The sequence below is a fragment of the Sphingomonas profundi genome (genome assembly GCF_009739515.1).
Classification (GTDB): Bacteria; Pseudomonadota; Alphaproteobacteria; order Sphingomonadales; family Sphingomonadaceae; genus Alterirhizorhabdus; species Alterirhizorhabdus profundi.
The window spans coordinates 2,936,032-2,953,014 of record NZ_CP046535.1; the positions used below are offsets into that span (position 1 = coordinate 2,936,032).

The following is a 16,983-nucleotide window of genomic DNA, read 5'->3' on the forward strand; positions in this document are numbered from 1 at the left end:
CGGCCAAAGCTTGATGCGGCTCTGCCGCTCGCCCCTACTTCGCGCCGATCTTTACGCCGATGTAGCGCGGGCTGCCGGCGCCGCGCTGGACGAACAGCAGCACCGTGCCGCGTCCGGCGGCCCGCGCCGCGTTGATCGCGCCGGTGGCGTCGGCGACGCTGATCGTCGGCCGCTGGTTGATCGAGAGGATCACGTCGCCGCGCTGGATGCCCTCGGACGCGGCATCGCTCGATCCGTCGACGGAGGACACGACGAGGCCGCGCACCGTGGCGGGGATGCCGAGCTGGCGAGCGATGTCCGGGGTCAGCGCCTGAACGCCCAGGCCGATCGAGTCGCGGGTGGACTGCGCCCCCTGCGACGGCGTGCCATTCGGGCCGTCATCGTCGTCGCCACCGGCGGCGGCGGCGAGCTGGTCTTCCGGCGGGCGCTCGCCCACCACGGCGGTCAGCGTCTGGCGCTTGCCGTCGCGGATCAGCTCGATCGGCACGCGCGAGCCGACCGCCGTGTTCGCGACGATGTAGCTCAGCGTGTTGTCCGGCGTGATGTCCTTGTTGTTCACCTTCACGATCACGTCGCCCTGGCGGATGCCGGCGCGCGCGGCGGCCTCGCCGGGCTCCACCCGCGCGACGATCTCGCCGATGTCCTTGGGCAGGCCCAGGCCGGCCGCGATATCGTCCGTCATCGGCTGGATGCCGACGCCCAGATAGCCGCGCTTGATCTTGCCGCCGCTCTTCAGCGTCTCGATCACCGGGCGCGCCTGCTCGGCGGGGATGGCAAAGCCGATGCCGACATTGCCGCCGGTGGGCGAGAAGATCGCCGTGTTGATCCCGATCACATTGCCCTTCAGATCGAACATCGGGCCGCCGGAATTGCCCTGGTTGATCGAGGCGTCCGTCTGGATGTAGCGGTCATAAGCGTTGCCCAGACCGATGCTGCGGTGGATCGCCGAGACGATGCCGGCGGTCACGGTGCCGCCGAGGCCGAACGGATTGCCGATCGCCACCACCCAGTCGCCGACGCGGGCGGAGGTGGAATCGCCGAACTGAACGAACGGCAGGTTCGTCGCGTCGATCTTCAGCAGCGCCAGATCGGAGACGACGTCGCGGCCGACGAGGCGCGCCTTGTACTCCTTGCGATCCGGCAGGGTGACGGTGATCGAGTCGACCGTCGGCGCGTTGCGGCCCTGCTGCTCCGGCCCGCCGGAGATCACATGGTTGTTGGTGACGACATAGCCGTCCGCCGAGATGATGAAGCCGGAGCCGAGCGATGTCGCCTCGCGCGTAGCCGGGCGCCCGCCATTATTATTGTTGTTGTTGGGATCGCGCAGGCCGAACTGGCCAAACAGATCGCCGAACGGGGTGCCGGCGAACGGGTTGCCGCCGCCTTGCGCCACGGGCACGCGCGATGTGGTGGAGATGTTTACGACGGCCGGCTGCAGCTTGGCGGCGAGATCCGCGAAGCTCAGCGGCGCGCCGGCGCGGGGGGTGGCGGCGGCGATGGTGCCGGGCGCGTTCTGGGCGACCTGTGCTCCCACCGGCTGCTGCATCACCATCGTGGCGGTGGCGCCGCTGGCGAGCATGGCGGCGGTAATGGCGTAGGCATAACGCACGATGGCACAACTCCTTGGGGGGACTGGGTTCGGCCCTGATCTTGTAGTTCGGCCCTGCCGATGCACGGCTTAACGCGCGTTGAATAAGCGGGGGTCCATGCCGCGGCTCAACGACGGCCGCGAAACTCCTTCAGATATTCGTTGTCCGGCGAGAGGATGACGGTGGAGGCGCCGGGCGCCTCCATGCCATCGGTGCCGAAGCTGACGCGATAGGACTGCATCGCCCGATAGAAATCGTAGAAGTCCGGGTCCTTGCCGAAGCTGTCGGCATAGACGCGGGCCGCCTCGGCATCGGCGTCGGCGCGGATCAGCTGGGCCTGCTTGGCGCCTTCCGCCAGGATGGAGCGCGCCTCCTGCTGGCGCGCGGTGCGCATCCGCTCGAACGCGCTCTCCAGCGGGGTGCCGTCGGGCAGGTCGGCGCGCTTGATCCGCACGTCGACGATCTCGGCGCCATATTGGCGCGCGACCCGGGCCAAGGCGCGCTGGATATTGTCCATCACCTCGCCCCGCTCCGGGCTGAGCAGGGCGGCGAACGGGCGCTTGCCCAGCTCGTTGCGCAGCGACGAGCCCAGGATCGGCTTCAGCGCCTCGCCCACCCGCCGCTCGCTGCCCGCCGCCACGAACATGCGCCGCGGATCGACGATGCGGTAGCGGGCGAAGGCGTCCACCTCCAGCCGCAGCTGATCGGTGGAGAGCACCGCCTGCCGCTGCATGTCGAAATCGAGCACCCGCTTGTCGACCCAGACGATCGATTCGAGGAAGGGGATGCGCGCGATCAGGCCGGCCCCGGTGCGGCCGAACTCCTCGTTAGGGCGATACTGGTTGACCACCCGGTTGGGCTTGCCCAGCTGCACGATCAGCGCCTGCTTGGTCTCCGGCACCACCGCGAACACGCTGGCGGCGATCAGCACCACGAAGATGGCGAGCAGCGCCCAGGCGATCGGGTTGCGGCCCAGTTTCTCGACGAGGCTCATTTGCCCGCTCCGGTGCTGGCGGCGGCCGGCGCCTGCGCCCCGCGCAACTGGCCCAGCGGCAGATAGGGCGTCACGCCCGGCGCCTCGACCACGGTCTTGTCGGTCTTGGCCAGCACCTTCTCCATCGTCTCATAGTACATGCGCTTGCGCGTCACCTCCGGCGCGAGCCGATACTCGGCATAGACCTTGTCGAACGCCGTCGCCTCGCCCTGGCTCTTGGCGGTCAGCTGCAGCGCGTAGGCGCGCGCCTCGTTCAGATAGGATTGCGCCTGCTGCTGGGCGGCCGAGACCTCCTTGAAGGCGTCGTTCACCGCCGCCGGCGGATCGGCCTGCTTGATCGCGACGCCCTGCACCGCCACGCCCGCGCGGTAGCTGTCCAGCAGCTCCTGCATCCGCTCCGCCACGCGCGCCTCGATCTGGCTGCGCTGCGGGCCGATGGCGTCATTCAGGGTCACGCGGGCCAGCTGCTCGCGCATGGCGCTCTCGGCCACCTCGCGGATCGTGTCGTCCGGATCGGCGAGCTCGAACATGTAGAGTTCCGGATCGCGGATGTTCCAGCGCACCGAATAAGCGAGATCGACGATGTTCTGGTCGCCGGTCAGCACCAGGTTCTGCGCGCTCTCCGCGGTGGAGCCGATGTCGATGTTGCGGATGTCGTCCACGTCGATCCGCTGCACGAAGTCGATCGGCGCCGGCAGGGTGAAGCGCAGGCCGGGCGTCAGCGTGTCGGCATAGCTGCCCAGCCGCGTGACGACGCCGCGCTGCTGCGGGCCGATCGTGTGGAAGCTGGTGAACACGATCCAGAGCAGGACGAACCCGCCGACCGCCCATTTCCAGATCGCCGGATTGGGCGCGGACGGGAAGCCGCCACCGCCACCGCCGAAACGCTGCCGGCTGCGGCGGATCAGCTCGTCCAGCGCGGTCGGCCCGCCGCCGCCCGTCGGCCGCTTGCGCGGCGGCTGGCTCCACGGATTGCGCGGGCCGAGACCGCCGCCGCCGCCCGAGCCGTCGCCGGAACCGCCGCCGCCGCCGCCCTGGCCGCCGCCGGAGCCGCCCCACGGGCCGCCGCCGCTCTCGTTCAACATCGCGATGACTGCCGCTGTCCGCCCGGATTTCGTCTGCATCCTCCCTTTATAGGGGGCGGCGGACGGAAAAACAGTGTCATTGCCCGGTCGCGGGGATATGCGCGGCGGCGATGAGCAGCACCGAAGCCCTCGCCGCGGCACTCGACTCGGTCAAGGATCCGATCTCCGGCCTTGGCCTGATCGCCAGCGGCCGCGCCGCCCCGCCCCGCATGGCCGACGACATGGCGAGCGTGATCCTCGACGTGACCGGCCTCTCGGCCAGGGCGCGCGAGGCGCTGGAGGGATCGATCAAGGCCGCGCTCGGCGCGATCGCGGGCGTCGCCGGCGTGCGCGTGGCGATGACGGCGGAGAAGCGCGCCCGCCGGCTGATCGCCATCGGCAGCGGCAAGGGCGGCGTCGGCAAGTCCACCGTCTCCGCCAATGTGGCGATCGCGCTCCAGCGGCTGGGCGTGAAGGTGGGCCTGATCGACGCCGACATCTACGGCCCCTCGCAGGCGCGGCTGATGGCGACGGAGGGGATGCGGCCCGAGGCGGAGGATCAGAAGATGATCCCGGTGCCCTCCCGCTTCGGCGTGCCGATGCTCTCGATGGCGCATCTGGTGCGCGGCGGCCAGGCGATCGCGTGGCGCGGGCCGATGGCGGGCAACGCGCTGGGCCAGCTGATCGACGCGCACTGGGGCGAGGTGGATACGCTGATCGTAGATCTGCCGCCCGGCACCGGCGACATCCAGCTCTCGCTGATCCAGAAGCACAAGCCCAAGGGCGCGATCATCGTCTCCACCCCGCAGGATCTCGCGCTGATCGACGCCGCCCGCGCCATCGACCTGTTCAATCAGTCGACCGTGCCGATCGTCGGCCTGGTCGAGAACATGGCCGGCTACCAGTGCCCGCACTGCGGCGAGGTCAGCGATCCGTTCGGTGCGGGCGGGGCGGAAGCGGCGGCGGCGACGCTGGGCCTGCCGTTCCTCGGCCGCGTGCCGCTGGAGATCGCGATCCGCAAGGCATCGGATGCCGGCGAGCCGCCGGCCGCCGGCGGCGACGCGCACGCCCAGCCTTTCCTGGATATCGCCGGCCGCCTGCTCGAATGGCTGAACCCCGGCGTCGTTCGGCAGTTCTGATGCCGTAGGCGGCGTGCGTGAAACCACACCGCTCATCCTGAGGAGCCGTCGAGCACGGGCGAAATGGCGTCTCGAAGGAACAGCCGGCGCGCTTGCCCTTCGAGACGGGCCTTCGCCGGGCTCAGTCCCTCCTCAGGATGAGCGGAGCGGGTAAGGCAATATGTCGCGATCCGTTCAGGAGAAAAGACCATGCCGATCACGTCCGATGCCGAAATCGCCGCACTGCTGGCCGAAACCCGCACGATCGCGATGGTCGGCGCGTCGGACCGGCCCGACCGGCCGAGCTTCGGCGTGATGCGCTTCCTGCAGGATCGCGGCTATCGCGTGCTGCCGGTCAACCCGCAGATCACCGGCGAGCATGTCCACGGCGAATATGTCTGGCGGGAGCTGGCGCAGATCGGCGAGCCGATCGACATGGTCGATATCTTCCGCCGCCCGCAGGCCGCCGGCGAGGCGGTGGACGAGGCGATCGCGGCGGGTGCGAAATCGGTGTGGATGCAGCTGGGCGTGATCAACGAGGCGGCGGCGGCGCGGGCCGAGGCGGCCGGGCTGAAGGTGGTGGTCGATCGCTGCCCGGTGATCGAGTTCCGCCGGATGCGGCTGCCGGATGTCGCGTGAGGACTAAAGATCGAGGATCAGGGACTGAGGCTCGGGCAGGCTCTCAGTCGAGACCGCGCGCCGCGCGGCGTAGCGAGGTCATCTCCAGCCAGCCCTCCAGCCGATCCAGCAGGGCGTCGACCTCGGCCGGCGTCACCCGCGTCGGGCCGACATAGGCGTCGCGCAGCAGCGTGTTGAAGATCGCGTCGTCGTCCATCCCGGGCCTCCGCAGCAGCATCGTCACGTCCCAAGCCGTCCGGCGCCGTGCTGTTTCGCGAAATCCCGGCGGCTGCCCCAGCCGCCGGGATCCCGGTGCGCGACCCCGTTGCAGGCGGGATAGGCTGCATCCGCCGGATCGGACAATTAGACGTTCGTCGCGGGATCGCGCTTTGATGGTTAGCGAAAGGTTGCGCTCAGCGCACTACGGCCGCCGCCGCCCGCCCGGCCAGCCGTTCCACCGCCGCATGGTGGATGCCGGGGGCCGTGGCCAGCACGCCGAACATCTCGCCGCGCGTGGAATTGTAGCGCAGCGGCTGGCCGCGCGCGTCCGTCACGGTCGCGCCCGCCTCCTGCGCGATCAGCGCGGCGGCGGCGATGTCCCACTCATGGCCCCAGCGCAGCGAGGCGAGCAGGTCCGCATCGCCGCACGCGACCATCGCCATGCGCAGCGCGATCGAGTTCGGCTTGGCCACGGCGACGAGATCGGCATCCACCTTCGGCAGCGTATCGGCCGGCACCCGCGCGCCCGGCAGCAGCGATCGATCGCGCACGTGCACGGCCACGCCGTTGCGGGTCGCGCCACCTCCCGCCTCCGCCCGCCAATGCTCGCCGCGGGCCGGCGCGTCGAGCACGCCGATCAGCGGCCGCCCGCCCTCCGCCAGCGCGATCGAGACCGCCCAGCCATCGCGCCCGCGCAGGAAATCGCGTGTGCCGTCGATCGGATCGACCAGCCACACGCGGGTGCGGGTGAGCCGCTCGGCGCTGTCCAGCGTCTCCTCGGAGAGCCAGCCCGCCTCGGGATCGATCCGGGTCAGCCGCTCCAGCAGCATCGCGTCCGCCTCGATGTCCACGTCGCACACCGGGTGGCCGGGCTCCTTCTCCCAGCGTCGATACTCGCCGCGGAACCGGGTGTTGACCATCGCGCCCACCTCGCGCGCCACGGCGCTCACCGCATCGAGCAGGCTCTCAGGCACCGGCGACCATCATCCCTTCGATGCGGATCGTCGGCACGTCGGTAGCGCGGCGGAATTCCAGATCGTTGGCCGGCGTGAGATTCAGGAACATGTCCTTCAGATTGCCGGCGATCGTGATCTCGGCGACGGGTTCGGCGATCCGGCCGTCGCGGATCACGAAGCCGGATGCGCCGCGGCTATAGTCGCCGGTCACGCCGTTCACACCCTGGCCGATCAGCTCGGTGACGTAGAGGCCGAGCCGGATGTCGGCGATCAGATCCTCCGGCAGCAGGGTGCCGGCCGCCATGTAGAGGTTGCTGGTGCCGGCGCCGGGCGGCCCGCCGACGCCGCGCACGGCATGGCCGGTGGGCGAAAGGCCGAGCTGGCGGGCGGAGGCCGAATCGAGCAGCCAGCCGGTCAGCACGCCGTCGGCGACGATCTCGCTGGGCGCGGTCGGCAGCCCCTCGCCGTCGAACGGTTTGGAGCGGAGGCCGCGCGGCCGGTGCGGATCGTCCCGCACCACGATGCCCTCGGCGAAGATCCGCTGGCCGAGCTTCTCCAGCAGGAAGCTGGTGCGCCGGGCGATGGCCGCGCCGGTGATCGCCCCGGTCAGGTGGCCCAGCAGCCCCGATCCCACGCGCGGATCGTAGACCACCGGCATCTGCCCGGAGGCGAGCTTGCCGGGGTTCAGCCGGGCGACGGCGCGGTCGGCGGCGCGCCGGCCGATCGCCTCCGGCGCTTCCAGCAAGGCGGCGTGGCGGGCGCTGTGGAAGCTGTAGTCGCGCTGCATGGCGGCGCCCTCACCGGCGATGACGCTGGCCGAAACGCTGTAGCCGCTCGTCGCATAGCCGCCGGCGAAGCCGTGGCTGGTGCCCAGCGCGAACACCGCGCGGCTGGCGCTGGCGGACGCGCCCTCGCTGTTGGTGACGCCGGCCACGCCGCGCGCCGCATCCTCCGCCGCCAGCGCGCGGGCGCGCAGATCGGCCGGTGCGGGATCGGCGCCGTCGTCCGCATCCACGTCGCGCGGCGGGCCGGCGAGCAGCCGGTCGGCGGGCGCGAGGCCGGACCATCTGTCCTCCGGCGCCTCCCGCGCCATCGCCAGCGCGCGATCGACGAGCGCCGCCAGCGCCTCGCCCGACAGATCGGACGAGGAGACGCTGGCCGAGCGCGAGCCGACGAACAGCCGCAGGTCGATCTCCTCGCCCTCCGAACGCTCGACATCCTCGAGCGCGCCGAGCCGCACCTGCACCTGGGTGGAGGCGTTGCACACGTAGATGGCGTCGGCGGCGTCGGCCCCGGCGCGGGTTGCCCGGGCGATGAGGGCGGCGACCTGGTCCTGGGCGGCTGGGGGGCTTAGCATCTGCCGGACTTAGGAGCGCGACCGGGCAACGTCATCCCTTTTGTGACGACCTTTTGCGCCGACCGACGCCGGCCCGTCAGGCAGACTGGCCGATCACCAGGCAGGCGAGCGCCATCAGCAGCCCGGCAAAGCGGTTGGTGCGGAACTTCGCGAGTGCGTCGGCGCCGTCCGCCGGGCGCAGCGCCGTCACCTGCCAGGCGAGGTGGAGCGCCACCGGCAGCAGCGCCGCCAGCGCCAGCGGCTGCGGCCGCACCGCCCAGATCGCAGCCCCCCACAGCCCAACCGCGCCGGCATAGAAGCAGGCGACGCCGCCCCGCGCCCGCGACCCCAGCGCGCGGGCCGAGGATCGGACGCCGGCCAGCGCATCGTCCTCCACATCCTGCAGCGCGTAGATCGTGTCGTAGCCGATCACCCACAGCACCGATCCGGCGTAGAGCAGCAGCGCCGGCGCCGGCAGCGTGCCCGTCACCGCCGGCCAGCCGACCAGCGCCGCCCACGAGAAGACGAGGCCCAGCCACGCCTGCGGCCACCAGGTGATCCGCTTCATGAACGGATAGGCGGCGACCAGGGCCAGGCTGGCGAGCGCGACGATCCGCGCCACCGGCGCCAGCCGCAGCAGCACGACGAGCCCGACGAGACAGAGGGCGACGAGCCAGATCCACGCCGCCGTCAGGCTCACCCGCTTGCTCGCCAGCGGACGCAGGCGGGTGCGCGCCACCTGCGCGTCGAGATCGCGATCGACGATGTCGTTGTAGACGCAGCCCGCCGCCCGCATCACGAACGCGCCCAGGGCGAACCACAGCAGCAGATCCCACCGCCGCACCGCCCCGCCCGCCAGCGCGATCGCCCACGCGCCCGGCCAGTACAGCAGCCACGCGCCGATCGGCCGATCCACCCGCGCCAGCGAGAGGAACGGCCGCGCCGCCGCCGGCATCGCCGCGATCAGCCCGCGCCGCTCGCTATCTGGCACGATCTCGGCCGGCACGGCTTCGGCCGGTTCGCTGACGGGTTGAGGGTCCATGGCGCCGGCCTTTAGGCCGATCGGGCACCGCTCGTCATCCGCGGCCGTGACGGGAATTAGTAGCCTTTCGCCCGCCGGCAGGGCATCCCTGCGCCGCACGCCACAGCCGGAGCCACCGCTTGAACCTGTTCGAACATATTCTCGGCTGGGTCGCCGGGCTCATCGTCGGCTTCATCTCGGCCACGGGCTATCTCGGCATCGTGCTGCTGATGGCGATCGAATCGGCCTGCATTCCGCTGCCGTCGGAGGTCATCATGCCCTTCTCCGGCTACCTCGTCTCGACCGGGCGGTTCGATCTGTGGGCGGTGGCGACGGCGGGCGCGATCGGCTGCAATCTCGGCTCGATCCTGCCCTATGAGGCGGGCAAGCGCGGCGGCCGGCCGGTGGTGGAGCGGTGGGGCAAATATTTCCTCGTCGATCTGCACGATCTCGATCGGGCCGAGCGGTTCTTCGCACGCTTCGGCAGCATCGCCACGCTGATCGGACGGCTGCTGCCGGTGGTCCGCTCGTTCATCGCGCTGCCGGCGGGCGTGGCGCGGATGCCGCTCGTCAAGTTCCACGTCTACACCTTCGTCGGCTCGTGGCCGTGGTGCTTCGGCCTGGCCTGGGTGGGCCGCGAACTGGGCGAACACTGGAACAGCGATCCGCGGATCAAGGCGCTGTTCCATCGCGCCGATCTGATCATCGGCATCGCCATCGTGCTGGCGGTCGGCTACTTCCTCTACCGCCGCCTCGCCAAGCGCCGCGCCGCCCGCCCGTGACGGCCTTCCTCGCCCGGCCGGATGGCATGCGCCTGGCGGTGAGCCACCGGCAGGGCAGCGGGCCGACGATCGTCTTCCTGCCGGGCTACATGTCAGACATGGCCGGCGGCAAGGCGCTCGCCATCGATGCGTGGGCCGCGGCGCGCGGGCGCGCGGTGCTGCGGCTGGACTATTCCGGCTGCGGCGCCAGCGAGGGCGCCTTCGCCGACGGCACGCTGGCCGTGTGGCGCGACGACGTGCTGCATGCGGTCGACACGCTGGCCGCCGGGCCGCTGCTGCTCGTCGGCTCCTCGATGGGCGGATGGCTGATGCTGCTGGTGGCGCTCGCGAGGGCGGATCGGATCGCCGGGCTGGTCGGCATCGCCGCCGCGCCCGACTTCACCGAATGGGGCTTCGACGCGGTCGCCAAGGCCTGCCTCGCCCGCGACGGCCGCCTCTCGCAACCCTCCGCTTATGCCGAGGAGCCCACCGTCACCACCCTCGCCTTCTGGCAGAGCGGGCAGGCGAACCTGCTGCTGGATCGTCCGATCGCGCTCGATTGCCCGGTGCGGCTGCTGCACGGGCAGGCCGACGCCGACGTGCCGTGGCAGGTCGCGCCGCGCCTTGCCGCGGCGCTGCGTTCAGCCGACGTGCAGACCATCCTCGTCAAGGACGGCGATCATCGCCTCTCGCGCCCGCAGGATATCGCCCTGCTGATCGCCACCTTGGAGAGCCTGCCGGAGCATCCATGATCCCGCTGCTGTTCGCACTTGCCACCACTGTCGCCGGACCCGCCACGCCGGTCGATCCGACGATCGCCCGCTTCGACAGGTGCGCCGCACTGGCCAAGGCCGATCCGGCGAAGGCGGCGGCGGAGGCCGATGCGTGGCGGCTCGGCGGCGGCGGCCTGCCGGCGCGCATGTGCCTGGGCCTCGCCTATGCCGCGCAGGAGCGGTTCGGCCCGGCCGCCGTGGCGTTCGAGCAGGCCGCGCGTGAGGCCGAGATCCAGCGCGACGGCCGCGCCGCCACGCTGTGGGTGCAGGCCGGCAACGCCGCGCTGGCCGATGGCGACGCCGGCAAGGCGCGCGGCTTTCTCGATCGCGCGCTGGCGCTGCCCGTGCTGTCCTCCGCCCAGCGCGGCGAGGCGTTCCTCGATCACGCCCGCGCGCAGGTGGCGGTCGGCTATCTCGATGCGGCGCGCACCGATATCGATCAGGCGCTGGCGCTGGTGCCGCGCGATCCGATGGCGTGGTTGCTCTCCGCCACCCTCGCCCGCCGCCAGAGCGAGGGGCCGCGCGCCGCCAAGGACATCGCCGAGGCCGCCCGCCTGGCACCGGACGAGGCGGCGATCGCCTATGAGGAGGGCAATGTCGCCAGCCTGCTCGGCAAACCGGAGGAGGCGCGGGCCGCCTGGGCGCGCGCCGCCGGCAGGGATGCCGACAGCCCGGCGGGCCGCGCCGCGGCGATGGCGCTGGCCGGCAAGGCGGACGCGCCGCCCGCACCCTGACCCTTCCGCTCGCCCGGCCGTGCGCCTAGATAGCGATCATGAAATATCTCCACACGATGATCCGCGTGTCCGATCCGGACGCCACCGTGCGCTTCTTCGAGCTGCTGGGCCTGCGGGAGGTGCGCCGCTTCGACAACGAGGCCGGCAAGTTCACCCTCATCTTCCTCGCCGCCCCCGGCGACGAGGAGGCGCAGGTGGAGCTCACGCATAATTGGGGCGAGGAGGGCTATGGCGGCGGTCGCAACTTCGGCCACCTCGCCTACCGCGTCGACGATATCTACGAGACGTGCCAGCGGCTGCTGGATGCCGGCGTGACGATCAACCGCCCGCCGCGCGACGGCCACATGGCCTTCGTCCGCACGCCCGACGGCATTTCAATCGAGCTGCTGCAGGAGGGCCGTCTTGAGCCGGCCGAGCCGTGGCTCTCGATGCCGAACAGCGGCAGCTGGTAGGCCGCGCCGTGCCGGGCCTGCTCGTCAATGTGGACGTGCCCGATCTGGCGGCGGGCGAAGCGTTCTACACAGGCGGCCTCGGCCTGGTCGCCGGCCGCCGCTTCGGCGGTGACGTCGTCGAACTGCTCGGCGGGGATGCGCCGCTCTACCTGATCGCCCGCCCGGCGGGCCGGCGGGAAGAGGCCTACGGCGCCGTGACGCGCGATTACGCGCGGCACTGGACGCCGGTCCACCTCGACTTCGTCGTCGACGATCTCGATGCGGCCGTAGCGCGCGTCACAGCGGCCGGCGCCACGCCGCAGGGTGGCGTGCGCCCGGCCGGCTATGGCCGCATCGCCACCTTCGCCGATCCGTTCGGCCACGGCCTGTGCCTCATCCAGTTCAACGCGGAGGGCTATGATGCCATCGCCGACTGACGTGCCGCCGCTGGAAATCCTGCGCGTACCCGTTCTCAGCGACAATTATGTCTGGCTGATGCACGATCCGGCGAGCGGCGAGACGGTGGCGATCGATCCCGCCGTGGCGGAGCCGGTGCTGGCCGCGGCGGCGGCGAAGGGCTGGCGCATCGGCCAGATCTGGAACACCCACTGGCACCCCGATCACACCGGCGGCAACGAGGCGATCAGGGCGGCGACCGGCTGCGCCATCACCGGCCCCGCCGCCGAGGCCGCCCGCATCCCCACGCTCGATCGGCTGGTGGCGGAAGGGGACGTCGTCCGCATCGGCGATCATGCCGCCCGCGTGATCGAGGTGCCGGCCCACACCGCCGGCCACATCGCCTACCATCTGGCGCAGGACGCGATCGTGTTCGTCGGCGACACGCTGTTCGCGATGGGCTGCGGCCGGCTGTTCGAGGGCACGGCGGCGCAGATGTTCGGCAACATGCGGCGGCTGGCGGCGCTGCCGCCCGAGACGACAGTCTACTGCGCGCACGAATATACCGAGAGCAACGGCCGCTACGCGCTGGCCGCCGAGCCGGACAATGCCGCCATCGCCGGCCGCATGGCCCAGGTCCGCGCCGCCCGCGCCGCCGGCGAGGCGACGGTGCCCACGACGATCGCGCTGGAACTGGCGACCAACCCGTTCATGCGCGCCGCGAGCGCGGAGGAACTCGCCGGTCGCCGCGCCGCCAAGGACGCGTTCGCCGGCTGACGATGGGGGCCGATCCTCCCCGGCACGGGGAGGAGGACCATCCGCAGGATGGTGGAGGGGAGCGCGGCCGAAGACCCGGGTGAGATGATCCGCCTTGGGATTGGCCTACGGATCGCATCCTCGCACCGGCCGCCGGCCCCCTCCACCGCGCTGCGCGCGGTTCCCCTCCCCGTTCCGGGGAGGATCTTCGGTGGTCGTAGCTCGCGGGGGCGGAGCCATGATATGCTACAGGCAGCAAGAAGGAGGCCGTGATGCGCCGTGCTCTGTTCGCCCTCGCTCTTCTCGCCGTCGCGCTCCCCGCAGCCGCCCCGGCCGCATCCGTCCTCAGCGACAAGGCGCAGGCGGCGCTGAAGGGGCGCACCGCCGGCGCGCCGGTCGATTGCATCAGCCTGCCGCGCATCCGCTCGTCCACGATCGTCGATGGCACCGCGATCATCTACAAGGAGGGCAACCACCGCTGGTACGTGAACGTGCCGGATCCAGCCTGCCCGATGCTGGAGAGCCGGCGCTCGCTCATCACCCGCATTCCCAGCACGCGGCTGTGCCGGCTCGATCTCGTCACCGTGGTCGATCTGCCGATCGGCTTCGATTACGGCGCCTGCGCGCTCGGGTCGTTCGTCCCCTATACGCGCTGACGGCTATCTGCCGGCGCGGTAAAGCGCGTCCAGCCGCTCGCCATATTCCTGCCGGATCATGTGGCGGCGGATCTTCAGCGACGGCGTAAGCTGCTCGTTCTCGATCGTGAACGGCGCGTCGGCGATCAGGATGCGGCGCACCTTCTCGATCACCGAGAGGCTGGCATTCACCCGGTCCACCGCCGCCATCAGCGCGCGGGCGAAGCGCGGCTCGTCGCGCAGGGCGGCGAGATCGGCGGGCAGGCCCTCGGCGGCCGCCCACTCGCGCATCCACTCGGGATCGGGCACCACCAGGCCGACCAGATAGGGTCGCCTGTCCCCCGCCACCATCGCCTGCAAGATCTCGGGCTCCAGGGTCAGCATCCCCTCCACCCGCTGCGGCGCGACGTTGTCGCCCTTGTCGTTGACGATCAGATCCTTCTTGCGATCGGTGATGACCAGCCGGCCCGCCGCATCGACATGGCCGATATCGCCCGTGTGCAGCCACGCGCCGCCGCCGGCGGGATCGGGCCGCAGCACGCGCGCGGTCTCCTCGTCGTTGCGCCAATAGCCGTGCATCACCAGCTCGCCGCGCACCAGTATCTCGCCGTCTTCGGCGATGCGGATCTCGGTATCGTTCAGCGGCGGGCCGACCGAATCCATGCGGATGCCGGCGCGCGGCCGGTTGCACGAGATGATCGGCGCCGCCTCCGTCTGCCCATATCCCTGCAACAGGGTGAGGCCGAGCGCGTGGAAGAAGGTGCCCACATCCGGGTTCAGCGGCGCGCCGCCCGCCACCATCGCCTTCAGCCGCCCGCCGAACTTCGCGCCGATCTGCGGCCGCAGCGTGCGCGAGAGGATCAGGTCCATCGGCCGATCCCACAGCGGCATGCGGCCGCGGGCATAAGCGCGGGCGCCGATCGCCAGCGCGCGGGCGAGCAGATAGTTGGGCAGTCGGCCCTGCTTGCCGATCGCCTTCAGCACCCGCGCGCGCAGCACTTCGAACAGGCGCGGCACCACCACCATGATCGTCGGGCGCACCTCCTCGATGTTCGCCGCCAGCTTCTCCAGCCCCTCCGCATAGTAGATCTGCGCGCCGAGCCCGATCGGCAGGAACTGGCCGCCCGTATGCTCATAGGCGTGGGATGCCGGCAGGAAGCTCAGGAACACCTCCTCCCCCCAGCCGAAATCCTCGGCGATCACGGCGGAGGCGCCGGCCACGTTTTGCAGGATGGCGCCGTGATGCTGGCGCACGCCGCGCGGCGCGCCGCCGGTGCCGCTGGTGTAGATGATGCACGCCAGATCCTCGCGCGCGAAGGTGGCGCCGGCGGCGCAGGCGGCGATGTCGCCGGGATGCTCCGCCAGCAGCGCCGCCCAGTCGTGCACGCGCGCGGCGCTGGTCTGGCCGATGCGCAGCGGCTCGATGCCGATCACCGCCTCGCACGCGCTGGATCGCATCACGGCGGGCATCAGCGTGCGGGCGAGCTTGGGCGTGGAGACGATCACCGCCCGCGCGCCGCTATTCTCCAGGATGTGGGCGTGGTCGCGCTCGGTATTGGTGGTGTAGGTCGGCACGGTGATGCAGCCGGCGGCCATGATCGCCAGATCGGCGATGCACCATTCCGGCCGGTTCTCCGACACCAGCATCACCCGGTCGCCGGGCATCAGCCCGATCGAGCGTAGCCCTGCGGCCAGCGAGGCGACCTGCCCGCCGGCCCGCCGCCAGCTGGTCGCCTGCCATTCCCCGTCGCGCTTGGCCCACAGGAACGGGGCGTCGCCTTTCTCCTGCACGCGCGTGAAGAACATCGTCACCAGATCGGTAAAATGCTCGAGCGTGCGCATCGCCTCTCCTGCCTCCGTCGGTCGTCGCCCGGCTATTCGCCCAGCGCGACGCCTTCGCTGCGCGGATCGGCGGCGCCGCGCCAGCCGGCCGGCGTCCACTCGATCGCGTTCACCTTGGAGGTGAGGTCCGATGGCGTCACCGGCTGGCCCAGCTTCGCCAGCGCCGGCACCATCACCGCCATCTCCGGGCTCTTCTCGACGAGCAGCGCGCCGCCGCCGAAATAGATGTTGGGCAGCGCGATCGCCGCCTGCACCGGCAGGCCCCAGTCGATCACGCCCACCAGCGTCTTCAGCACGTGCATCGGGATGCGCTTGCCGCCGCCCGATCCCAGCGCCAGCACCGCACGGCCCTGCGGATCGTAGACGATCGTCGGCGCCATGGAGGAGAGCGGCCGCTTGCCCGCCTGCACCCGGTTGGCCACGGGTGCGCCATCCTGCTCGGGCGCGAAGGTGAAGTCGGTCAGCTCGTTGTTCAGCATCATGCCCTGGCTCAGGATCTGGCTGCCGAACGGCCCCTCCACCGTCGACGTCATCGTCACCACCTCGCCCGCGCCGTCCGTCACCACGAAGTGGGTGGTGCCGGACACTTCGGACGATGCGGCGGCGGTGCGCGCCGGCGCGCCGGGCGGGCTGCCGGCCGGATAGGCGGGCAGCGAGGATGCCGGCGAGATCAGCAGCGCCCGCCGCGCCAGATAGTCGCGGTCCAGCAGCCCGGCGAGCGGCACGGCGACGAAATCGGCATCGGCGAGATATTTGTCGCGATCGGCATAGGCCAGCTGCATCGCCTCGCCGATCAGGTGCCACGAGACGGGGTTGGCCGGCCCCAGCGCCTTCAGGTTGAAGCGTTCGAGCATCCCGAGGATCTGCAGCACCGTCATCGCCCCGGCGGAGGGCGGCCCCATGCCGCACAGCCGGTAGCCGCGATAGGCGGCGCACACGGCGGGCCGGTCCTTCGCCTCATAGCCTGCCAGGTCGGCGACGGTCAGCGCGGCGGGGTTGCGCCGCGCCGATGCCACGGCGGTGGCGATGCCGGCGGCGATCGGCCCCTTGTAGAAGGCGTCCGGCCCTTGCCTGGCGATGCGCCGCAGCGTGGCGGCAAGGGCCGGGTTGCGGATGACGGTGCCCACCACCGGCCGCCTGCCGCCGGGATGGTAGAGCGCCGCGGTCGCCGGAAAGTCCGCCCAGTTGCGATCGACATAGCCCATGAACATCAGGAAGCGCGGCGTCACCGCGAAGCCGCCCTCGGCCAGCCGGATCGCCGGATCGAACAGCCTGGCCCATGGCAGCCGACCCCAGCGCGCATGCGCCTTGGCCATCAGCCGGATATTGCCCGGCACGCCGACGGAGAGGCCGCCGGGCATCGCCTCGGCATAGCCCATCGGCGTGCCGTCCCGCTTCAGGAAGCGGTCGGGCGCGCCGGCCGCCGGCGCCGTCTCGCGCCCGTCGATCGTGGCGATGCCGCCCTGCGGATCGCTGTGCAGCAGGAAGCCGCCGCCGCCGATGCCGGAGGATTGCGGCTCCACCACGCCCAGCGCCAGCATAACCGCCATCGCCGCATCGGTGGCGGTGCCGCCGGCGCGCAGGATCGCCTGACCGGCCGCCGCCGCCCGGGGATCGCCGGCCGAAACGACGCCGCCCTTCGCCTCTGCGGCGGCCGGCAGCGCGATCAGGAGGGAGAGCAGGAGCAGGAGGCGCTGGATCATGGCGGCGACACTATCGCCTGCGGCCCGCGCGGCAACC

Annotated in this window: 18 protein-coding genes; 9 read left to right on the forward strand and 9 right to left on the reverse strand. The window is 71.4% G+C overall.

Annotated features, from left to right (window positions below):
* Positions 1-34 precede the first annotated feature (34 nt).
* From GNT64_RS14060 to hflK, 3 genes are all read right to left on the reverse strand, one after another.
* Entirely contained in the window at positions 35-1,609 is a 1,575-nt protein-coding gene (locus GNT64_RS14060; RefSeq protein WP_156680099.1) for a Do family serine endopeptidase, read from the reverse strand.
* 107 nt (positions 1,610-1,716) lie between these two features.
* Positions 1,717-2,583, reverse strand: a complete 867-nt coding sequence (gene hflC, locus GNT64_RS14065; RefSeq protein ID WP_156680100.1) for a protease modulator HflC — start codon at positions 2,581-2,583, stop codon at positions 1,717-1,719.
* On the reverse strand, positions 2,580-3,707 hold the full coding sequence (hflK, locus tag GNT64_RS14070; protein ID WP_156680101.1) for an FtsH protease activity modulator HflK: 1,128 nt from the start codon (positions 3,705-3,707) through the stop codon (positions 2,580-2,582). The genes hflC and hflK overlap by 4 nt, the downstream gene beginning before the upstream one ends.
* A gap of 71 nt (positions 3,708-3,778) precedes the next feature.
* Here hflK and GNT64_RS14075 point away from each other — a divergent pair, with 71 nt between their 5' ends.
* The gene (locus GNT64_RS14075; RefSeq protein WP_156680102.1) at positions 3,779-4,786 is read left to right on the forward strand and encodes an Mrp/NBP35 family ATP-binding protein; all 1,008 of its coding nucleotides are present in this window, start codon (positions 3,779-3,781) and stop codon (positions 4,784-4,786) included.
* Positions 4,787-4,975: 189 nt separating this feature from the next.
* A complete protein-coding gene (locus GNT64_RS14080) occupies positions 4,976-5,404 on the forward strand; it encodes a CoA-binding protein (RefSeq protein ID WP_156680103.1) in 429 nt (142 codons plus the stop codon).
* A 43-nt stretch (positions 5,405-5,447) separates the two neighbouring features.
* Here GNT64_RS14080 and GNT64_RS14085 read toward each other — a convergent pair whose 3' ends face one another.
* The 4 genes from GNT64_RS14085 to ubiA all read right to left on the reverse strand — a co-directional run bounded on the left by GNT64_RS14085 (position 5,448) and on the right by ubiA (position 8,936).
* Positions 5,448-5,600 carry a hypothetical protein gene (locus GNT64_RS14085; RefSeq protein WP_156680104.1) on the reverse strand — a complete coding sequence of 51 codons (153 nt, stop codon included), beginning with the start codon at positions 5,598-5,600 and terminating at the stop codon, positions 5,448-5,450.
* Positions 5,601-5,796: 196 nt separating this feature from the next.
* Positions 5,797-6,576, reverse strand: a complete 780-nt coding sequence (locus GNT64_RS14090) for a 3'(2'),5'-bisphosphate nucleotidase CysQ (protein WP_156680105.1) — start codon at positions 6,574-6,576, stop codon at positions 5,797-5,799.
* On the reverse strand, positions 6,569-7,915 hold the full coding sequence (locus GNT64_RS14095; protein WP_156680106.1) for a TldD/PmbA family protein: 1,347 nt from the start codon (positions 7,913-7,915) through the stop codon (positions 6,569-6,571). Before GNT64_RS14095 ends, GNT64_RS14090 begins: the two co-directional genes overlap by 8 nt.
* A gap of 76 nt (positions 7,916-7,991) precedes the next feature.
* Positions 7,992-8,936, reverse strand: coding sequence for a 4-hydroxybenzoate octaprenyltransferase (gene ubiA / locus GNT64_RS14100; protein WP_156680107.1), 945 nt, complete (start codon positions 8,934-8,936; stop codon positions 7,992-7,994).
* 125 nt (positions 8,937-9,061) lie between these two features.
* On the opposite strand from ubiA, the gene GNT64_RS14105 reads away from it, so the two are divergent.
* The 7 genes from GNT64_RS14105 to GNT64_RS14135 all read left to right on the forward strand — a co-directional run bounded on the left by GNT64_RS14105 (position 9,062) and on the right by GNT64_RS14135 (position 13,422).
* Positions 9,062-9,697, forward strand: a complete 636-nt coding sequence (locus GNT64_RS14105) for a DedA family protein (RefSeq protein ID WP_231639552.1) — start codon at positions 9,062-9,064, stop codon at positions 9,695-9,697.
* A gap of 26 nt (positions 9,698-9,723) precedes the next feature.
* On the forward strand, positions 9,724-10,428 hold the full coding sequence (locus GNT64_RS14110; protein ID WP_156681641.1) for an alpha/beta fold hydrolase: 705 nt from the start codon (positions 9,724-9,726) through the stop codon (positions 10,426-10,428).
* Positions 10,425-11,183 (forward strand): tetratricopeptide repeat protein, encoded by a 759-nt coding sequence (locus tag GNT64_RS14115; RefSeq protein WP_231639012.1) that lies wholly within the window; start codon positions 10,425-10,427, stop codon positions 11,181-11,183. The genes GNT64_RS14110 and GNT64_RS14115 overlap by 4 nt, the downstream gene beginning before the upstream one ends.
* Positions 11,184-11,221: 38 nt before the next feature.
* Positions 11,222-11,635 (forward strand): VOC family protein, encoded by a 414-nt coding sequence (locus GNT64_RS14120; protein ID WP_197276994.1) that lies wholly within the window; start codon positions 11,222-11,224, stop codon positions 11,633-11,635.
* Positions 11,602-12,051: a VOC family protein gene (locus GNT64_RS14125; RefSeq protein ID WP_197276995.1), complete on the forward strand. Its 450-nt coding sequence runs from the start codon at positions 11,602-11,604 to the stop codon at positions 12,049-12,051. The genes GNT64_RS14120 and GNT64_RS14125 overlap by 34 nt, the downstream gene beginning before the upstream one ends.
* Positions 12,035-12,787: a hydroxyacylglutathione hydrolase gene (gloB, locus tag GNT64_RS14130; protein WP_197276996.1), complete on the forward strand. Its 753-nt coding sequence runs from the start codon at positions 12,035-12,037 to the stop codon at positions 12,785-12,787. The genes GNT64_RS14125 and gloB overlap by 17 nt, the downstream gene beginning before the upstream one ends.
* Positions 12,788-13,038: 251 nt before the next feature.
* Entirely contained in the window at positions 13,039-13,422 is a 384-nt protein-coding gene (locus tag GNT64_RS14135) for a DUF6491 family protein (protein WP_156680110.1), read from the forward strand.
* A 3-nt stretch (positions 13,423-13,425) separates the two neighbouring features.
* Here GNT64_RS14135 and GNT64_RS14140 read toward each other — a convergent pair whose 3' ends face one another.
* Both GNT64_RS14140 and ggt read right to left on the reverse strand, forming a co-directional pair.
* Positions 13,426-15,243 carry an AMP-dependent synthetase/ligase gene (locus GNT64_RS14140; RefSeq protein ID WP_156680111.1) on the reverse strand — a complete coding sequence of 606 codons (1,818 nt, stop codon included), beginning with the start codon at positions 15,241-15,243 and terminating at the stop codon, positions 13,426-13,428.
* Between the two features lie 32 nt (positions 15,244-15,275).
* On the reverse strand, positions 15,276-16,946 hold the full coding sequence (ggt, locus tag GNT64_RS14145; RefSeq protein WP_156680112.1) for a gamma-glutamyltransferase: 1,671 nt from the start codon (positions 16,944-16,946) through the stop codon (positions 15,276-15,278).
* Positions 16,947-16,983 lie beyond the last annotated feature (37 nt).